At 58.6% G+C, this 16306-nt stretch carries 14 protein-coding genes and 1 pseudogene; 6 read left to right on the top strand and 9 right to left on the bottom strand.

The window, feature by feature from the left end; all coding sequences use genetic code 11:
- Positions 1-16 precede the first annotated feature (16 nt).
- The 3 genes from QX071_RS16300 to QX071_RS16290 form a co-directional block, all read right to left on the bottom strand.
- Positions 17-1198: an ABC transporter substrate-binding protein gene (locus QX071_RS16300; protein ID WP_315707243.1), complete on the bottom strand. Its 1182-nt coding sequence runs from the start codon at positions 1196-1198 to the stop codon at positions 17-19.
- A 266-nt stretch (positions 1199-1464) separates the two neighbouring features.
- Positions 1465-2646 carry a P1 family peptidase gene (locus tag QX071_RS16295; RefSeq protein ID WP_315707242.1) on the bottom strand — a complete coding sequence of 394 codons (1182 nt, stop codon included), beginning with the start codon at positions 2644-2646 and terminating at the stop codon, positions 1465-1467.
- Positions 2624-4090, bottom strand: coding sequence for an amidohydrolase (locus tag QX071_RS16290; RefSeq protein ID WP_315707241.1), 1467 nt, complete (start codon positions 4088-4090; stop codon positions 2624-2626). The genes QX071_RS16295 and QX071_RS16290 overlap by 23 nt, the downstream gene beginning before the upstream one ends.
- A 426-nt stretch (positions 4091-4516) precedes the next feature.
- Between QX071_RS16290 and QX071_RS16285 the strand changes: the two genes are divergently transcribed.
- On the top strand, positions 4517-5419 hold the full coding sequence (locus tag QX071_RS16285) for a TetR/AcrR family transcriptional regulator (RefSeq protein ID WP_315707240.1): 903 nt from the start codon (positions 4517-4519) through the stop codon (positions 5417-5419).
- Between the two features lie 199 nt (positions 5420-5618).
- On the opposite strand, the gene QX071_RS16280 is transcribed toward QX071_RS16285, so the two are convergent.
- Positions 5619-7091, bottom strand: a complete 1473-nt coding sequence (locus QX071_RS16280) for an amino acid permease (RefSeq protein WP_315752459.1) — start codon at positions 7089-7091, stop codon at positions 5619-5621.
- Positions 7092-7472: 381 nt separating this feature from the next.
- Between QX071_RS16280 and QX071_RS16275 the strand changes: the two genes are divergently transcribed.
- Positions 7473-8222, top strand: coding sequence for a TetR/AcrR family transcriptional regulator (locus QX071_RS16275; RefSeq protein ID WP_315707238.1), 750 nt, complete (start codon positions 7473-7475; stop codon positions 8220-8222).
- Here QX071_RS16275 and QX071_RS16270 read toward each other — a convergent pair.
- The 3 genes from QX071_RS16270 to QX071_RS16260 are packed head-to-tail and all read right to left on the bottom strand — an operon-like array spanning position 8191 to position 11740.
- On the bottom strand, positions 8191-8982 hold the full coding sequence (locus QX071_RS16270; protein WP_315707237.1) for a prephenate dehydrogenase: 792 nt from the start codon (positions 8980-8982) through the stop codon (positions 8191-8193). The genes QX071_RS16275 and QX071_RS16270 overlap by 32 nt on opposite strands.
- Positions 8983-9020: 38 nt before the next feature.
- Complete coding sequence (locus QX071_RS16265; protein WP_315707236.1) at positions 9021-10388, bottom strand: aspartate aminotransferase family protein; 1368 nt, start codon at positions 10386-10388, stop codon at positions 9021-9023.
- A 14-nt stretch (positions 10389-10402) separates the two neighbouring features.
- Positions 10403-11740, bottom strand: coding sequence for an aspartate aminotransferase family protein (locus QX071_RS16260; protein WP_315707235.1), 1338 nt, complete (start codon positions 11738-11740; stop codon positions 10403-10405).
- A 169-nt stretch (positions 11741-11909) separates the two neighbouring features.
- Between QX071_RS16260 and QX071_RS16255 the strand changes: the two genes are divergently transcribed.
- A complete protein-coding gene (locus tag QX071_RS16255) occupies positions 11910-13928 on the top strand; it encodes an acetoacetate--CoA ligase (RefSeq protein ID WP_315707234.1) in 2019 nt (672 codons plus the stop codon).
- Positions 13925-14029, top strand: a pseudogene (locus QX071_RS34080) (4-hydroxyphenyl-beta-ketoacyl-CoA hydrolase); the annotation flags it as partial. The gene QX071_RS16255 and the pseudogene QX071_RS34080, both read left to right, overlap by 4 nt.
- On the opposite strand, the gene QX071_RS16250 reads toward QX071_RS34080, so the two are convergent.
- Entirely contained in the window at positions 14005-14346 is a 342-nt protein-coding gene (locus QX071_RS16250) for a hypothetical protein (RefSeq protein WP_315707233.1), read from the bottom strand. The pseudogene QX071_RS34080 and the gene QX071_RS16250 overlap by 25 nt on opposite strands.
- Positions 14347-14619: 273 nt before the next feature.
- Entirely contained in the window at positions 14620-14865 is a 246-nt protein-coding gene (locus tag QX071_RS16245) for a helix-turn-helix transcriptional regulator (protein ID WP_315707232.1), read from the bottom strand.
- Between the two features lie 258 nt (positions 14866-15123).
- Here QX071_RS16245 and QX071_RS16240 point away from each other — a divergent pair, with 258 nt between their 5' ends.
- Together QX071_RS16240 and QX071_RS16235 are read left to right on the top strand one after the other, a co-directional pair.
- Positions 15124-15576, top strand: a complete 453-nt coding sequence (locus QX071_RS16240; protein WP_315707231.1) for a hypothetical protein — start codon at positions 15124-15126, stop codon at positions 15574-15576.
- Between the two features lie 377 nt (positions 15577-15953).
- Positions 15954-16289 carry a DUF6634 family protein gene (locus QX071_RS16235; RefSeq protein WP_315707230.1) on the top strand — a complete coding sequence of 112 codons (336 nt, stop codon included), beginning with the start codon at positions 15954-15956 and terminating at the stop codon, positions 16287-16289.
- The last annotated feature ends 17 nt before the right edge of the window (positions 16290-16306 follow it).

Here is a 16306-nt window from a genome sequence, read left to right as displayed (position 1 = left end):
CGTCCGTCCGCGGGAATTAGCGGTAGCCGACCGTGGTGATCGCCCCATCCTTGATTAGGATTTCCCGGAAATTGCCCGCGCTTTCACCGGGTGGGACAAGCTTCACGTTAGATGCGCCGACGTAGTCGATCTTTCCGCCTTGGGAGAGAATCTTCAGGCCCTTTGCCAACTCGCCGGGCAGGATCTTCTCTCCAGGGCCGTTGGCGATCTCCATGACCTTGTCTTTGAAAAGCTTACCGTCGCTCGATTTCGCGGCCTGCATTGCCAGCAAAATGATCGCGGCAGCGTCGTATGACTCGGCTGCATATGGGCCAACCTTGAAGCCCGCCTTCGCCGCCATCGCCTTGTAGAGTTCCGTCCCGTTGGAATCGGAGCCGGGGACGTCACCGAACGAGCCATTCAGCTCCGGCCCGATCGCCTTGATGAGGCTGTCGCCGATCATGCCGTCCGGCAACACGAACTTTCCGAATGCACCAGCATCGAGGGCGGCGCGAACGATCCCCTTGCCGCCCTGGTCGAGATAGCCGGCAACAACGAGAACGTCCCCTCCGGCCGAAGCCAATGACGCGACCTCTGCACTGTAGTCGGCCTTTCCGTCTTCATGCGAAGCCGTGATCGTGACCTTTCCACCGAGTTTCTCGAAGTTGGTCTTGATGCTGTCGGCGAGGCCTTTTCCGTAGTCGTTGTTGGTGTACGTGATCGCCGCGGTCTTGATCCCACGATCCTTCATGATCGCCGCGAGAACTTCGCCTTGGCGCGCGTCCGAGGACGCTGTCCGGTAGAAAAAGCCGTTGCTCTTCAGCGTCGAGAGAGCCGGCGAGCTTGCCGAGGGTGACACCATGACAACGCCCTTCGGCATGGCAACATTTGTCAGAACCGCCGCCGATTCTCCCGAGCAGGTAGCGCCGACGATCGCATTCACCTTGTCTGACGAGACAAGGCGTTCCGCCGCCGCGGTTGCTGCGCCAGCGTCAATACAGGTCGAGTCCGCGCGAACGGCCACGACTTTGCTCGCGCCCAGGAAGAGACCACTGTCGCTGACTTCCTTGATCGCGAGCTCGGCACCAGCCGCCATGTCGGGAGCGGTCGATTCAAGCGGGCCTGTGAATCCGAGCAGCACACCGAGTTTGACGTCATTCGCAAATGCCGGGAAGGAAAGGGCCGCCGATACTGCGAGGCATATAAGAGGGCGTTTCATTGCGGGTTCCCCTTGTGTATTTAACGCCGTACAGGAACGGCGTACAAGAGAAACCGGAGATTTGCAATAGCCCGTGCCGGCTGGAGGGGTTTCACGGCGATTGCGAGTTGTTTGGCTGGACAGAGAGAGGCAAAACCTCCGCCGCTATGACGCGCGACAGAACACATGCGCCGCAAACATGTGGCGTCGAATGGCGGGACAGATTTGGGCCTTCGGCCGAGGCAGATTTCTGGCGCCTTCAGAAGCTGATGGATCCCATAGGCGGCTCAGTTGTTGAAACCAGAGGGCGCGTATCGATTGTACTTGTGCAGCAAACTGACCAGGCGGTCATGTGGCAAGGCGTAGATCGTTGAGCCATTGGCGCCGGACATCGTCTCTGATGCGACGAGTTGATTGACGAGGGCCTCCTCTACCGCCTCAACCGTTCCTTTAAACAAAGCATCGAGAACCTGATGCTCGTTGTCGCTGACGAAGACCTTGCCGTTTGGCTTTCCTTTTAGCGGTGTCGTGTTGGTCGTCGAAAAGGCCAGACTGAATTCTCCGGAATTCGTCGCCGCCGTGCTACCTTCGCGGCCGACGCCCAATGCGGCTCGTCGCGCAAGCCGCTGCAATTGATGGGGCTGCAAAGGCGCGTCCGTTGCGATGACAATGAGCAACGAATTCTTGACCTCGCCGTCCGCTGCAGGCCCTTCTCGCAGGAGGGGATTCATATTGGGCATCAGGTCTGTAATTTCGTGGCCTATCGGCATTCCAGCGATCCGCAGATCAGATCGGCGGCCATGGTTTGCCTGCACGAGAACGCCAACTGTATAGCGTTGTCGCTTTACGGCAACCACCCGCGAGGAGGTCCCGGTCCCCCCCTTAAACTGATAGGCCGTCATACCCGTGCCGCCGCCGACATTTCCCTCCGGCACTGGACCGCCACCCGCGTTGTCCATGGCTGCGAAGACATGCTCGAGCTTCAGCGACCGGCCGTGGACGTCGTTGAGCCTGCTATCGAGGGTTTCTCCCACAACTGGAAGCAGCCTTGTGATCAGGTGATCGTCGGCGAGAAATCCCGGCCGGGACGACCAATCAATAAGGCCCTGGTGAACGACACTCAGGTTGCCGGTTCCGGTCAATGCGATCGGGCCAAAGAGCAGGCCGACTTCGTCCACCACATGCAAACCGGTAAATTCTCCGGTGCCATTGATAACGGCACGGCCGGCCGCGACCGCATCTTTGCCGTGCTTGCCCAGCGGAAAGATGATCGTGACGCCGGTACGTACCGGACCTCGCCCTCGCACCAGGAGGCCGTCACCCTGGATAAGGGTAGTCATGCCAACTTCGATCCCAGCAACGTCTGTTATCGTGTTGTTCGGTCCCGGAGTGCCGTCGAAGGGAACGCCCAGTTCGCGAGCTCGCGGTTTCCCTTCACTTGCGAGGTCACAGGCTTTCGAAATTTCCATGGTGTTGTATCCGCTGCACATTGAAATCGCGGGACGCAGCGCAAGCGCATTCGCGACTACGCTGCCTCCGGGCCGTTAAGACAGATATCGCTTGCAATAATGAAGCGCGATCAAGCTGATCAATGCTGCCGCGGCGACGTAGAAGCCAGGCGCCAACAATGACCCGGTCGCACTCAGGAGCCAGGCAATGATGAAAGGAGCAAAGCCCCCGAATATCGCCACGCCGAAGGAGTAGCCCACTGATAGGCCGGTTCCCCGTATTTTTGCAGGGAGGCACATCCACTGTGAAGAACAGCGATGGTATGTGTTGAGAGAATTGTGCGAAATCGTCGAGGGCGAATGGCGGCGCGACGGCAACCACGCCATCAGGTCCGGCGGCGCGCTCGAGGCTGCTGGCGGCAATAGCGCAGAGCTCGATGTCATTTGTCAGTTGTGGATCATAGTGACCCCACTCTACCCGCCCCAGCGCCCCTACTGCGCTCGCCATGCCTTCCACCAGCGAACTCAGCCGGCGTTCCATTTCAGGCATACTGGCTGCGTCCGTCACACGCAGCGCTCCTTCCATGACAGCGACATCGGGGATGACGTTGAACTTTTCGCCACCGCGAAAGCTCCCGATCGAAAGGGTTGCCTGGTTGCGGTAGACGTCTGTGTTCCGGCTGATGATCGTCTGAAGTCCCAGCAAGATTTGCGCCCCGACCACGAGCGGATCGATCGTGCGCCAGGGCATCGACGCATGCCCTCCCTTACCCTCAACAACAATTTTGAACTGCCGCATGGCGTAGCCACCGCAGCCTACATGGTAGTGGATGTGACCGGCGGTGCCTGGCGGTTTTCCTCCGACGACATGGATGCCGTACATCGCCTCCGGTTTTGGACTACTCAAAGCCCCTTCGGCCAACAGGAGCTTGGCCCCATGTAAACCCACCCAACCGGGTGGGGGCCCTTCTTCGGCGGGCTGAAACACAAACAGGACCGTGCCTGGGAGATCGTCTCGTAGAGCCGCCAGGACTTCGGCCGCACCCATCAGAACTGCCGTATGCGCATCGTGCCCGCACGCGTGCATGACAGGGACCTCGACGCCTCCCCAGTCAGCGGTTACTTTCGATGCAAACGGCAGCCCGGTCTCCTCGCGCACAGGAAGCGCGTCCATATCGGCGCGCAGAGCGATGACGGGACCGTCCATTGAACCTCGGAGCACGCCGATCACGCCCGTGCCTCCGCCGAGCCCAGTACGCACCTCATCAAAGCGAAGCGCTCGAAGATGCGCGGCCACTAATGAACTTGTCCGGAACTCCTTGCAGGCAAGTTCAGGGCGCGCATGTATTTCGCGCCGCCACTCGATGACCTTGCTCTCAACAGCCAGCGCCAATTGATCGACAAGGTCGAGCAAATCACTTCGTGGAGCCGGTGGCTCCAAAGTTTCAGGCTGAATTGCCGTCATTGAACCTCCGCTGGGTCGCCGTCATGGCTTTCTGCGTTTATTATGCAGCGTACAAGAACACTGTACATTAATCAGCCCATGTGGCAAGCTCCATCCGGCGCTGCAGCTCTGGCCGACAACAGCCGTTCGAGGGTGTCATCCGTAGATGTCTTCCAACGTCGGAACTGGGTCAGCGTGGGTCGTCGGAGGGGCTTCAACGTTGGAGCGCAGGGCTGCTCAAACCTTGGGCAGGGGTACCACGGAGGAAGCAATAACACTGTACAATGAACCTTGTGCCACCTGTGTTTCTTGAGATACGCCGAGGGTGGTTTTCCCGTACGGCATTCAAACAAGGTCATTCGTTTCGGTCGTAGTTTGGGAGTCGGCCCGAATCACCAACCGATTCTGCCCTGCGAGGCACGGACGACCAGAAATGGAGATCTGAAAATGAGCCACGCAGTGGTGGGTCGACAGAGGCGAGCTCCGCGAAAGTCAACACCTCAGCCGGATCAGCCGGGCCTCACCAGGGAGGCAATCGTCGCGGCCGCCATCAGGCTCATCGACGCCACGGAGCTCGAAAGCTTCAGCATGCGCAATTTGGCGAAGGAACTGGGAGTTTATCCGACCGCGATCTACTGGCATATTCCAAGCCGCAGTGCAGTCATCGCCGAAGTGATCTCAGAAGTGTTGCGAGACATCGCGCCCGCGCTTCCGCTGGATTGGAAGACGTGGCTGAAGTGCCTGTTTCGGAACTTTCGTGAGGCCATCCGTCAGCATCCAAACGTCGCACCGCTTATTGGTGTCCAACTTATCTCCAATGCGAGTGTTGACCTGGATATGATCGAGCGGATCCTCGCTGTCCTGACCCAGGCAGGATGCCCGCCCGAGCAATTGCGCTCGGCGTGCAACGCCGTCATCGTGACCGCCGTGGGTTTGACAACCCAGGAATTTACAGTGGCGCCGAAGGAGGAAGCCGCCGAGTGGGCAATTGGGATGCGTCGGATCCTGACTGTGTTGACCCAAGCGGGTTGTCCGCCCGAACGGTTGCGCGCGGCTTACAACGCCGTTGTCGCGGCCATGGTGGGCTTCACAACCCAGGAATTCGCAATGGTGCCGAAGGAGAAAGCCGCCGAGTGGGCAATCGGAATGCATAGTGTCGTTGCTTCGGTGGAAGCTGACCACCATCCAATCCTCGCGCGTAATATTGACGGCCTCGCCAACAAGAGCTTCATTCTGCGATGGCAAAATGGCGCTGAGACACCGATGGACGATAGCTTCGAGCTGTTTATCGATGCCTTCATCACAGGCCTCGAGACAGTTATAGACAGGCCGCGTCAGACATCGTCCTGAGATTGGTTGCCATCGGACAGCCCCGCGGCGAAACAACTCGACCAGAGCGGGAAATCTAGTGCGTCAGGCCCGGCACATTTTGCCACGTGACGGTCGTAGTCCTTCGCCGTCGTCAAGGGTGGCATGAAGACCGAAAGCAAAATCGCCGGCCCGGACGAGGCTGGCCCGGCGAGATCGCATAGTGCAACTTCCAAGCTGTCTATTTACCTGGGCCGTTCCTCAGCACCGAATGGCTCCGGCCATAGACAAAATAGACCGCGAGTCCGATCGCCAGCCAGACGAAGAGGCGCAGCCAGGTTTCCCAGGGCAGGAAGACCATCAGGCCAAGGCAGCACAGCATTCCCCCGACCGGGACAACCGGCACTGCCGGCGTCCGGAATGGGCGCGGCACATGAGGATCCGTGCGACGCAAATAGACAACGGCACCGCAGACCAGGATGAACGCGAATAGCGTGCCGATGCTCACCATCTCACCGAGGATGTCTATCGGGGTGAGAGCGGCGACCACGGCCACGACGACGCCAATTATCGCAATGCTGAGATGCGGAGTGCCAAGAGTCGGATGTACGCGGGCGAAGAGCGGCGGCAGTAGGCCGTCCTTCGCGATCTGGAAGAAGATGCGGCTCTGGCCGTAGAGCACAACCAGGATCACTGTGGTGATGCCGGCCAGGGCCCCAATTTTGATCAGTATTGAGATCAAGGGCATGCCGATTATATCGACGGCTTTGGCGATTGGATCGGAGACGCCGACGAGGTCGGTATAGTGCACCAAGCCAGTGAGCACGGCCGAGACTAGGATATAGAGGATGGTGCAGATCAGCAGCGAGCCGAGGATACCGACCGGCATGTCGCGCTGCGGGTCTCTCGCCTCCTGAGCCGCGGTGGAGACGGCGTCGAATCCGATGAAGGCGAAGAACACGACGGAGGCGCCGCGCATAATGCCGGACCAGCCGAAATGGCCGAATTCCCCGGTATTGTCTGGAATGAAGGGATGCCAGTTGGCCGGATTCACGAAACCGGAGCCTATGGCAATGAATGCTAGCACCACGGTAAGCTTCACCGCGACCATGATGTTGTTAAGCCGCGCCGATTCCTTTGTGCCTCCGATCAGCACGAAGGTGAGCAGCAGAACAATGAAAGCAGCAGGGAGGTTAACGATACCCGCCACTGTAGTGCCATCGGGCAACTTTGTCTGGGTGTAGGGCGCGGCTGCAAGGGCGGGTGGGATGTCGATGCCAAAATTGTGCAGTAGGCTGACGACATAACTCGACCACCCGACCGCCACGGTAGCGGCGCCCATGGCATATTCGAGCACGAGATCCCAGCCGATGATCCAGGCGAACAATTCGCCAAGTGTGGCGTAGGTGTAGGTGTAGGTGTAGGTGTAGGTGTACGTTAAACCCGAAACGGGTAGGAGGGAAGAGAGTTCGGCATAACATAGGCCAACGAAGGCGCACGCGATGCCACCGACCACGAAGGATAGCATGATGCTGGGACCGGCATAATTTGCAGCAGCCGTTCCCGTGAGAATGAAGATACCGGCGCCGATGATGCAACCGATACCCAAGGCCGTGATGCTCCAGACGCCGAGCGTCTTGGACAGGGCGTGCTTTTCCCCTTCGGCAATGATGTCCGCCACTGGCTTGCGCGACATGAGTCCTTGGTCAGCCATTGTTGATTTCTCCCTCTTCGATGGCGAACTGAGGGTCGGCCGTCAGGTTGAGAGTGGTCGGCGCAAATGGGCTGGTTGAGCCCTGCCAAAGCGAACAGGACAGTCGACATCGCAATGCACACATAGAATGCTTTTCATTCCGGCTTCCCCTTGTTGTACAGTGTACTTGTACACCGTACAACAAGGGTGTGGGATTTGCAAGGCCCCCCTTCCTCCAGCCGCGGCCCGGGCACACATGACAGATATTTCAGACAAATTTCGTGGAAAGGCTGGTCGCAATGATTTCCAATTGTACGATGGACAGTGTACAATCCGAAGGGAGCCTCTGGTCAGCAGTTGGCTTGGCCGGCCGAACAATTGCGGAATGTATGGAGAATTGAAATGAACCAGGCCGTTGTAGGTCGACAGAGGCGAGCGCCGCGAAAGTCGAAACCTCAGCCCGATCAGCCGGGTCTCACCAGGGAGGCAATCGTCGCGGCCGCTATCAAGCTCATCGACGCCACGGAGCTCGAAAGCTTCAGCATGCGCAATTTGGCGAAGGAACTGGGCGTCTATCCCACGGCGATCTACTGGCATATCCCAAGCCGTAACGCAGTCATTGCCGAAGTCATTTCGGAAGTGTTGCGCGGCATCGCACCCGCTCTTCCGCTGGATTGGAAGACGTGGCTGAAGTCCTTGTTTTGGAACTATCGTGAGGCCATCCGCCAACATCCGAACGTTGCGCCGCTCATTGGTGTCCAGCTCGTATCCAACGCCAGTGTGGACCTCGACATGATCGAGCGCATCCTGACTGTCCTGACCCAGGCTGGGTGCCCTCCCGAGCGGTTGCGCGCGGCTTACAACGCCGTGATCGCGGCCATGGTGGGCTTCACAACCCAAGAATTCGCAATGGTGCCGAAGGAAGAAGCCGCCGAGTGGGCGATCGGGATGCGTAGCGTCGTTGCTTCCGTGGAAGCTGACCACCATCCAATCCTCGCGCGCAATATTGAAGGCCTGGCCAACAAGAGCTTCATTTTGCGATGGCAAAATGGCGCTGAGGCCCCAATGGACGACAGCTTCGAGCTGTTTGTTGATGCCTTCATCGCAGGCCTGGAGGCAGTTATGGACAGGCAGCCACAGAGATCATCCTGAGACCGGTTTCCATTGGAGAGGCTGGTGGCTTGTCGTCGGCATAAAATTGCGCCCCAACCGTACTGGTGCCATCAAGAAAATCCCGAATGACGTCATGCACGAATGGGTTCTCCGCGCAGATTGCGTGGAAAAGATCGTCCGAATCGCGGCGAAGCAAGTCGACCATGGCCTTCAAATGGTCAAAGGCGGTGGTGGTCAATGACAGGGTGGGGGAAGGCATCGACAGAAGAATGCGGGAAATCAAATGCGTCAGGCCCTGTACATAGGCCATCTGGCGGTCGTGATCTTCCGCCGTCGTCACCGCGACCTTGAGCTTCAGCCGACTGCGAAGAAAGGCAGCCACCATTCGCCAGGCCGTCCCACGTATCGGGACGATGGCGAGCGGCAGACCGTCTATTCCTGCCTTCCCGCTCTGAGGGCCGAAAAGGGGATGGGTGCCAATAACCTGCACATGGCTCGGCAGCTCCGCCAGAATTGCGGCCGGCTCTGTTTTGACTGAGCAGACGTCAAGGACGATACTTCCCTTTCGCAAGTGCGGCGCGATATCGCGGACGACCTTCTCAAGCATCTGGACGGGCATCGACAACACGACGATGTCGCAACTCGCCGCGTCCCGCAACGTCGCCGAATGGAGTCCGTATTTTGCCGCGAGCGGTCTGAGATCAGCAACCGGATCGAAGCCGACGACACGAAAATATGGCGCGAGATGCTTGACGGCGAAGGCGCCAAAAGCGCCTACGCCGATCATGCCGAGGGACAACTGCCGCGGTTTCCTGTGAACGGGGACAACGGACGCGATCATGGTCTTCCAGCTTTTTCGGCCTTGAACGCGGCAAATGTCGCCTCGAGTAGGCCGACGATCTCGTGCACTTGTTCTCTCGTGACGATCAGAGGCGGGGCGATCATCAGCCACTCGCCGTAGCGACCATATGCGGTACGGCGCGTGTAAAGCAGAAGGCCTCGCTCGATCCCGAGCTGAACCAGGCGGCCGACCGATGGTTCTCCAGATGCGAAAACCGATTTCCGCTCTTTGTTTGACACAACCTCGATCGCGGTAAGCAGACCCTTGCCGCGCACGTCGCCAATGAAATCGCAGCGATCCATCAGCGCAATCAGCTCCGCTTTCAGAAGCTCGCCCATTTCGGCCGCATTGCTCATCAGGTCCCGCTCGACGAGTTCGGTGAGCGCGGCATGAGCGATGGCGCAGGACAGCGGATTGGCGGAATAGGTGTGGCCGTGGACGAACCCCCCCGCGTTGCGCAGGATGTCCGTCATTTCAGCGCTGACCATGACAACGCCGAGGGGCGTGTAGCCCGCAGAAACGCCCTTGGCGAGGGTGCACATGTCGGGCTTAGCGAGCGGCCAATGCTCCGCTGAGAGGAACTTGCCCGTGCGCCCGGCGCCGCTCATCACCTCGTCGTAAATGAGCAGGACGCCATGGCGCGTGCAGATGTCGCGAACAAGGCTGTAGTAGACGTCGTGTGCTACGAGCGCGCCTGTCGCGAGCCCCCCGACTGGCTCCATGATAAAGGCGAGCACGGTCTCGGGTCCTTCCGCAAGAATGGCCTCTTCCAGTGCTCTGGCTGCCGCCTCGGCCGCACCCTTTGCGTCTTGACCTTCGGCAAGCCGATAGGTGAAGGGCGCTGGCACCTTCGGCATGATGCGAGTGACCTCGCCATAGAGGTATTCGCTTTCAGGATCGCCCGTTACCGACACGGCTCCCAATGAAGCGCCGTGGTAGCTCGGCATTCTGGCGAGCGCTTTCCATTTCGTGTCCCGGCCCGTGACGACAGCGTATTGCCGAGCGAACTTGAGCGCCGCCTCCGTGGCTTCGGAACCGCCGGAAACGATAAACGCTCGCTCGAAACCCGGTCCGGACAGCGTCGCCAGCAATTCAGCCAGTTGGATGTTCGGTTCGTTTTCGAAGAGATTCCTGCTCGCGAAGGACACCTTCGACATCTGCGAGACGCCCGCCTCTATCACACGGCGGTTGCCGTGCCCGAGATTGCAGCAAATCGGCCCGGAGGAGGCATCAACGTAACGCTTCCCGGCAGTATCCCACATGTAGATGCCTTCGGCGCGCGAGATGGTTGGAAGTCGTTTCGCGCCGATCGGGGTGTAAAAGAGCTGGATTGGTCCGCCAACTGGCGGGAAACTATCGATCATCTTAGAAATACTCGTCAGCTGTTGAGTTGAGCCAATAGCGGCCGGCGGCGTTCGACGAAGCGCGTGACTGCGCTCTTCAATCGTTCGGTCTCCGCGTCACCGATGGGCAAGGACAGCGCAATCAGGCCACGACGAGCCAGGTAGATGCCTTCCTCGAGCATGTCGAAGAAGAACAACTCCTTAAGCCTCTCATTCTGCCCCCTGAGGTCCCCAGCGTTACGGATTTCCGCCTTGGTGCCATGAACATTCATGACGGATCCAAGCCCCGTGAGGCTCATCGGAAACTCCGCTTTTCGAAGGATCGCGTTCAGGTCGTCCCGGAGGCCGCTTCCCCGATCATTGAATCGCGACACCGCCTCCCGATCGAGTCTTTCTCGCAGGCCGGCCAGCCCCGCCGCCATGGTCAGAGTGTTATTGTTGAAGGTCCCCGGATGCGAAAGGCTGCTCGGTCGCCGCGGATCAAACCGTTCAAGGAGATCAGCACGACCACCATAGGCGCCGAACGAGAGTCCACCGCCAAAGTATTTGCCGATCACAGTAATATCTGGAAGAATCTTCAATTGCGACTGGCGACCTCCGAATGCGAGCCGGGAAGTCATCACCTCATCAAAAATAAGAAGCGCGCCGACTGCATCAGTCGCGTGGCGCAATGCGCCGAGAAACTCCACGTCGCCCGGGATACAACCGCCGGCGCCAAGCATCGGTTCGACAAGCACGGCGGCCAGATCTGGTCCATGCTTCCTGACCAGAGCCGTCGCGGCTTCGGGATCGTTATAAGGGCATATGATAAAGTCGTGTGGCACGTTGATCGGTGACGAGACGCCGCCAAAAAAGCTAATTGCGCTTCCGTGATACGCGCCGTCGAAAACAAGAATTTTGGAGCGTCCGGTCGCGACTTTCGCCAGCGCGATGGCCATCAGATTGGCTTCTGTTCCTGAATTCGTGAATCGCACGAGATCGATCGACGGAATGCGATTGCAGATTTCCGCTGCGAGCTCGGATTCGAGTCTGTTGTGTCCCGAAAGGCTTAGCCCGTCATCCATCGCTTTCTTGATCGCCTGCAGGATGCATTCATCCGAATGCCCATAGAGGCCGGCGGTGTACTCGCCGAGAAAGTCATCGTAGCGATGGCCGTCCATGTCCCACAGAGTGCATCCTTCTCCGCGCACCATGGTGACGGGGAACGGCTTGTAAAAAAGCACCGTACGCGTGTTGCCGCCGGGCATGGAGAGACTGGCTCGCTCGAATTGCTCGGCGCTCGCTGAATTGCGTTGCGCGAATGTGTCCGTAGCCTCGGCCAATGCCAGCGCAAGCGCGTCGCTCGCCGGTTGTTGCAGTGCGCTCTGTCCCATCGTGCCTCTCAATGATATCGTCCTGATAAAATTCTTGGACATCGTACAGGACTTATTGTACGCTGTCTAGGTGAGGACCGCTGGAAGATCAAATGATTCTGGGTTCCGGAGCGACCGGCCGATGCCCCATCGCTACGAGCAGTAACTTAATGTGGGAGGACGAGGCGATATGACTCAACAGGGAGAATTGCTTTGGGAGGGCACCGACGAGTATGTCGCCAGTTCAAACATCTCAAAATTCGTGGATTGGCTCAAAGCGGAGCGCGGCCTTCATTTCGGCGCTTACAATGAGCTCTGGCAGTGGTCGGCCACCGAAGTCGAGGATTTCTGGCAGGCGATATGGGACTATTTTAGAATCCACTCGATCACGCCCCCCGGGGCTTCGCTGGTCAAGCGCACGATGCCGGGAGCCGAATGGTTCCCTGGCGCCCTCGTAAATTTTACGGAGCATGTCCTACGCCACGCGAATGACGGCGACCCCGACCGTCCCTTTCTGTTTCACAAGTCCGAGCTGCGTCCCCTCCAGACCTTGAGCTGGGCGGAAGTTGTGCGCGATGTGCAGAAACTCGCGACCGAGCTGCGCCGTTTGGGCGTTCGTCCGGGCGATCGGGTGGCTGCCTACATGCCGAACATCGCCGAGACCGTGCTCGCCATGCTGGCTACGGCCGCGGTCGGAGGCATTTGGTCGACCGCCGCGCCGGAATTTGGCGCAAGCACGGTGATCGATCGATTCACTCAGACCCGCCCTAAGGTCCTTTTCGTCGCGGATGGCTATCGTTACGGCGGGAAGGATTTCGACCGGACAGAGCAAATTCGCGCGATCGTCGCCTCGCTCGAAAGTGTTGAGACCGTCGTTTGGCTTGACTACCTCACCAGGAAGGAAGAGCTGCCGAACTGTGGACGGCGCCTCGTCCGCTGGCCATCCCTCTTCGCCGGCGAGCCCGTTGCCTCGGGAGAGTTCGAGTACCAATACGTCCCTGGCGATCATCCGTTGTGGATACTTTTCTCTTCGGGCACGACCGGCCTTCCGAAACCCATCGTGCATGGACATCTCGGCATTCTTCTAGAGCACTATAAGTCTGCGGCCTTTCATCTCAACCTGAAACCCGGAAGCGTGATGTGCTTCTACACCACCACTGGCTGGATGATGTGGAACACGTTGATGTGGGCACCTCTCATGAACGGTGCTGCCGTGCTCTATGACGGCCATCCGACCTTCCCCGACGCCGGGATGCTGTTGGGGCTCGCAGCAGAAACGGGCGCGCAGTCGCTGGGAACCAGCCCGACGTCCGTGCAGCTCATGGCAGCCCAGCACATCGTTCCCAAAGACAAGGGCGACTTTAGCCCCTTGGAGAACATCTTCCTTGTCGGATCTCCCGCGACGCCTGAAACGTTTGCCTGGCTCTATGAGCACGTCAAACCGAATCTGTGGGTGACCTCTCAGTCCGGGGGCACGGAGTTCTGCTCAGGGCTCGTTGCCGGCGTGCCGTCACTGCCAGTCTATGCAGGTGAAATCCAGGCGCGCGCACTCGGCGTCGATCTGCACGCTTACGGTGAGAATGGGGAGCCTTTGATAGGGACCCCAGGCGAACTCGTTATCAGGAAACCGATGCCCTCCATGCCCCTTTTCCTGTGGGGTGATGTGGATTCTGAGCGATATCGCGCCTCCTATTTCGACGTCTATCCGGGCGTCTGGTGTCATGGCGACCGCATCACGATCACCGAGAGGGGTAGCTGCATCGTGCATGGCCGGTCGGATGCGACCCTCAATCGATTCGGCGTTCGGATCGGATCGGCCGAGATCTATCGCACGCTTGAACAGATTGAAGGGGTTGCCGATAGCCTCGTGGTCTGCATCGAAGAAGAAAATGGCGGCTACTTCATGCCCCTTTTCGTCCGCCTTGTTGAGCGCCAGGGGCTCGACGAAAAGCTGATCGCACGGATCAAGGCCCGACTGAGGGAGGAGCGAAGCCCTCGTCATGTACCGGACGTGGTGATCGAGGCGCCTGACATCCCTTACACACTTACCGGAAAGAAAATGGAAATCCCCGTTCGCAAGCTGCTGATGGGGCAGTCGGTCGAAGCCTCCGTCAACCTCGGCTCGATGCGAAACCCTGAAGCGATCGACTGGTACGCAAGCTTCTCGAATTCGCGCCGCGAAGCCAAATCCAAGGAGTCTAAGGCATGATCGATCTCACCAAAATCCGGGCAATCGATATTCATACTCATGCGGAAGAACCTTGCGGTTGCCACGCGAACGATGGCTATGACGCGTTGCAAGGGGCACTCACTTCACGTTGCGTGATAATTCCAAGTTGAAGGGAGTACTGGATGTCGGGATGGGAGAGCTCCAAAAGAGCGCCCTTCCCGTAACTATTCTCGACATCCTCACCCCAAGCAGCGAACTTTTGAAGTCGCGCAAATAGCGAGCGCGTTTTATCGTCGTTTTCGTTCTCGATGTTTGACTTGAACTTGCTCAGAAATCGCTTCAGCAGCGAGATGCTGCGTGTCTCTGCACAATTGAGCATCGACAATATCGCATCCGGCGCGATCACTCGCAAAGATTGGCAAGATTGGTCTTCTGCTGATCGTGCCTTGCTTTCCATGACTGGTCTCGATTGAGGTTGGACTAAGAGATCACTCGGATCGGATTGAGGGTATGCACAGCTAATTCTGATATGAAAATCCGCCGGCGGCTAGTGCTGCTGGCGGACAGTTGCTAGTTCACCCAAGTACAGCTTTCTTACGCAGCGAGCGACGTAAGCTCCCGGTAATGGCCGCCTGTCGTACAGGTAGTTCGGCGGGAACAGCCAAGCATTGCCTCGGCTGGCGTGTGGCCTGCACTGCGCGGGGCGATCAAGGACCTGGCGCGAAAGCGATCAAGGAATCGTTATCCCCTTCGGGACAAGTCCGTCGAACAGAAATTCGATGCCTTCTGCCTCGATCGTTCGCTGCAGACTAGCCAGCGTCCCTGAGTATGGCAGGGACTTCCCTGTCTCATAATCCGCAATTGAACTCTTCGAGACCCCAGCTCGCGCAGATAAGTCGTCTTGGCTCCATCTGAGCCATGCCCGCGCCGCTCGCAGTTGCGCCGGTGAGATCTTCCGAACGTCCGCGTTAACCATAACCCCAACCCGATCTACCGGATTTCGCTGATGTGTGGTATATTAACCGTTAAGTTGTTCTCGAATTCAGCCGATACGGCGCTCGCCTACAAGGCGAGTCGTGTCGAAGCTTAGCTTGCAATCCTTGCAAAGGATTTAGTTCATTCTCCGCGCGTCGTCGCAACAGATCTGACAGTAGGATTCGCACATCGACTCCTGCTCCGCCGTGCTTTGGCTTGATGTCGTTCGTCTCGTACATGCTCTCGGGGGAAACAACACATGTCGGCAATCGCTCACAAAATCGCCTCTTCGGAAAACATCCGCCAGCATACAGCGCAACAACAGCAGACGCTAGTAATCCTTCCGCTGCCGACCGAGTCCTTCGGCTCACCCACGAAGTGGTGGCGAACTCGCGAGCCCGGTTCGTACTCATGTGGCGACCTCCGGCACCTAAGAAGAACGTTGATCCGGATCCAAACGATCTCCGACAAGGAATGGTCGGCTGCTATCCGAGGCTACGCGGCCGCCAGCATTGCGGTCTCCATCCGGCAACTCAACAAGCATGTGATCAGCGCTATCGAAGTCGACGTTGCTCTTTCCGCTGTGCTGGCTTGCGCAATCGAGGGTGATATCACCTCGCCGGTCATGCTCTCATCTGCATTGCGCCGCCGGTCCAAGATTGATCCAAAATGCCATCGCCTCGTTGAACTCTGGCTTAACGCAAGACGGTGATGCAAGCGACATCCACTGCAACAGCCTTATTGCGCGGCCTTCGGGAGAGCTCAATGGACACGACACTGCCCCGCGGCTTACCTGATCGGCACTGTATATCAGCGTCCACCCCTGGACGCTCCGAGACATCCACACCTCGGAATTGGTACTGAGCAATCCGAAAAGTAGTCGGCTCGTCCGCGATCGACCGTCTACATCTGGCAAGCGGATGACATCAGGGATAGGCACGTCCGTCCCGAAAACAACTGTCTCGCCGTCTCGTCGACAAAAGCGCGAGGCGCTCATTGCCTCGCACTTACAAGACTAGCAGCGACTTCTTCGCTCCAGTTCTTCCATCCATCGGCATCTGAGCAAGTGCCGAGAACACGAGCCATGTCATGTTCATTGTCAATGATAACACCCCCATTCCGGAGATCTCCTTGGAGATCGAACGGCTGCAGCGGCTCCTGACCGATCTGAACCGCGCACGGGTCGGACAACATCCCGATCGGCAGACGATCGCCAATGCCCCGGTGCTCGACCAGTGGCAAATAGCCTTCCGCCCCGAGCTCTGCATCGTCGGCACGATGGGCGGACACCCGCATGTGCAGGATGGCCATCGCGGAATGACAAGCGGCTTATGGTTACTGGCTCCGGCCCTCGGCTATGCGCGAACGCTGTCTCGCATCTACGCGCTTGGTCGCCCAGCCCTCGAAGGCAGCGTTAATCACTGAATAGTTGCTTCCACATC

This window comes from Bradyrhizobium sp. SZCCHNS1022 (assembly GCF_032484835.1).
GTDB lineage: Bacteria > Pseudomonadota > Alphaproteobacteria > Rhizobiales > Xanthobacteraceae > Bradyrhizobium.
The sequence above is the reverse complement of the archived record's forward strand: the minus strand, read 5'-3'. Positions and strand labels throughout refer to the sequence as shown.

Excerpts from the sequence above, each read along its gene's own strand:
- QX071_RS16300 (WP_315707243.1), bottom strand. The coding sequence starts at position 1,198 with ATGAAACGCCCTCTTATATGCCTCGCAGTATCGGCGGCCCTTTCCTTC.
- QX071_RS16295 (WP_315707242.1), bottom strand. The coding sequence starts at position 2,646 with ATGGAAATTTCGAAAGCCTGTGACCTCGCAAGTGAAGGGAAACCGCGA.
- QX071_RS16290 (WP_315707241.1), bottom strand. The coding sequence starts at position 4,090 with ATGACGGCAATTCAGCCTGAAACTTTGGAGCCACCGGCTCCACGAAGT.
- QX071_RS16285 (WP_315707240.1), top strand. The coding sequence starts at position 4,517 with ATGAGCCACGCAGTGGTGGGTCGACAGAGGCGAGCTCCGCGAAAGTCA.
- QX071_RS16280 (WP_315752459.1), bottom strand. The coding sequence starts at position 7,091 with ATGGCTGACCAAGGACTCATGTCGCGCAAGCCAGTGGCGGACATCATT.
- QX071_RS16275 (WP_315707238.1), top strand. The coding sequence starts at position 7,473 with ATGAACCAGGCCGTTGTAGGTCGACAGAGGCGAGCGCCGCGAAAGTCG.
- QX071_RS16265 (WP_315707236.1), bottom strand. The coding sequence starts at position 10,388 with ATGATCGATAGTTTCCCGCCAGTTGGCGGACCAATCCAGCTCTTTTAC.
- QX071_RS16260 (WP_315707235.1), bottom strand. The coding sequence starts at position 11,740 with ATGGGACAGAGCGCACTGCAACAACCGGCGAGCGACGCGCTTGCGCTG.
- QX071_RS16255 (WP_315707234.1), top strand. The coding sequence starts at position 11,910 with ATGACTCAACAGGGAGAATTGCTTTGGGAGGGCACCGACGAGTATGTC.
- QX071_RS16250 (WP_315707233.1), bottom strand. The coding sequence starts at position 14,346 with ATGGAAAGCAAGGCACGATCAGCAGAAGACCAATCTTGCCAATCTTTG.
- QX071_RS16245 (WP_315707232.1), bottom strand. The coding sequence starts at position 14,865 with ATGGTTAACGCGGACGTTCGGAAGATCTCACCGGCGCAACTGCGAGCG.
- QX071_RS16240 (WP_315707231.1), top strand. The coding sequence starts at position 15,124 with ATGTCGGCAATCGCTCACAAAATCGCCTCTTCGGAAAACATCCGCCAG.
- QX071_RS16235 (WP_315707230.1), top strand. The coding sequence starts at position 15,954 with ATGTTCATTGTCAATGATAACACCCCCATTCCGGAGATCTCCTTGGAG.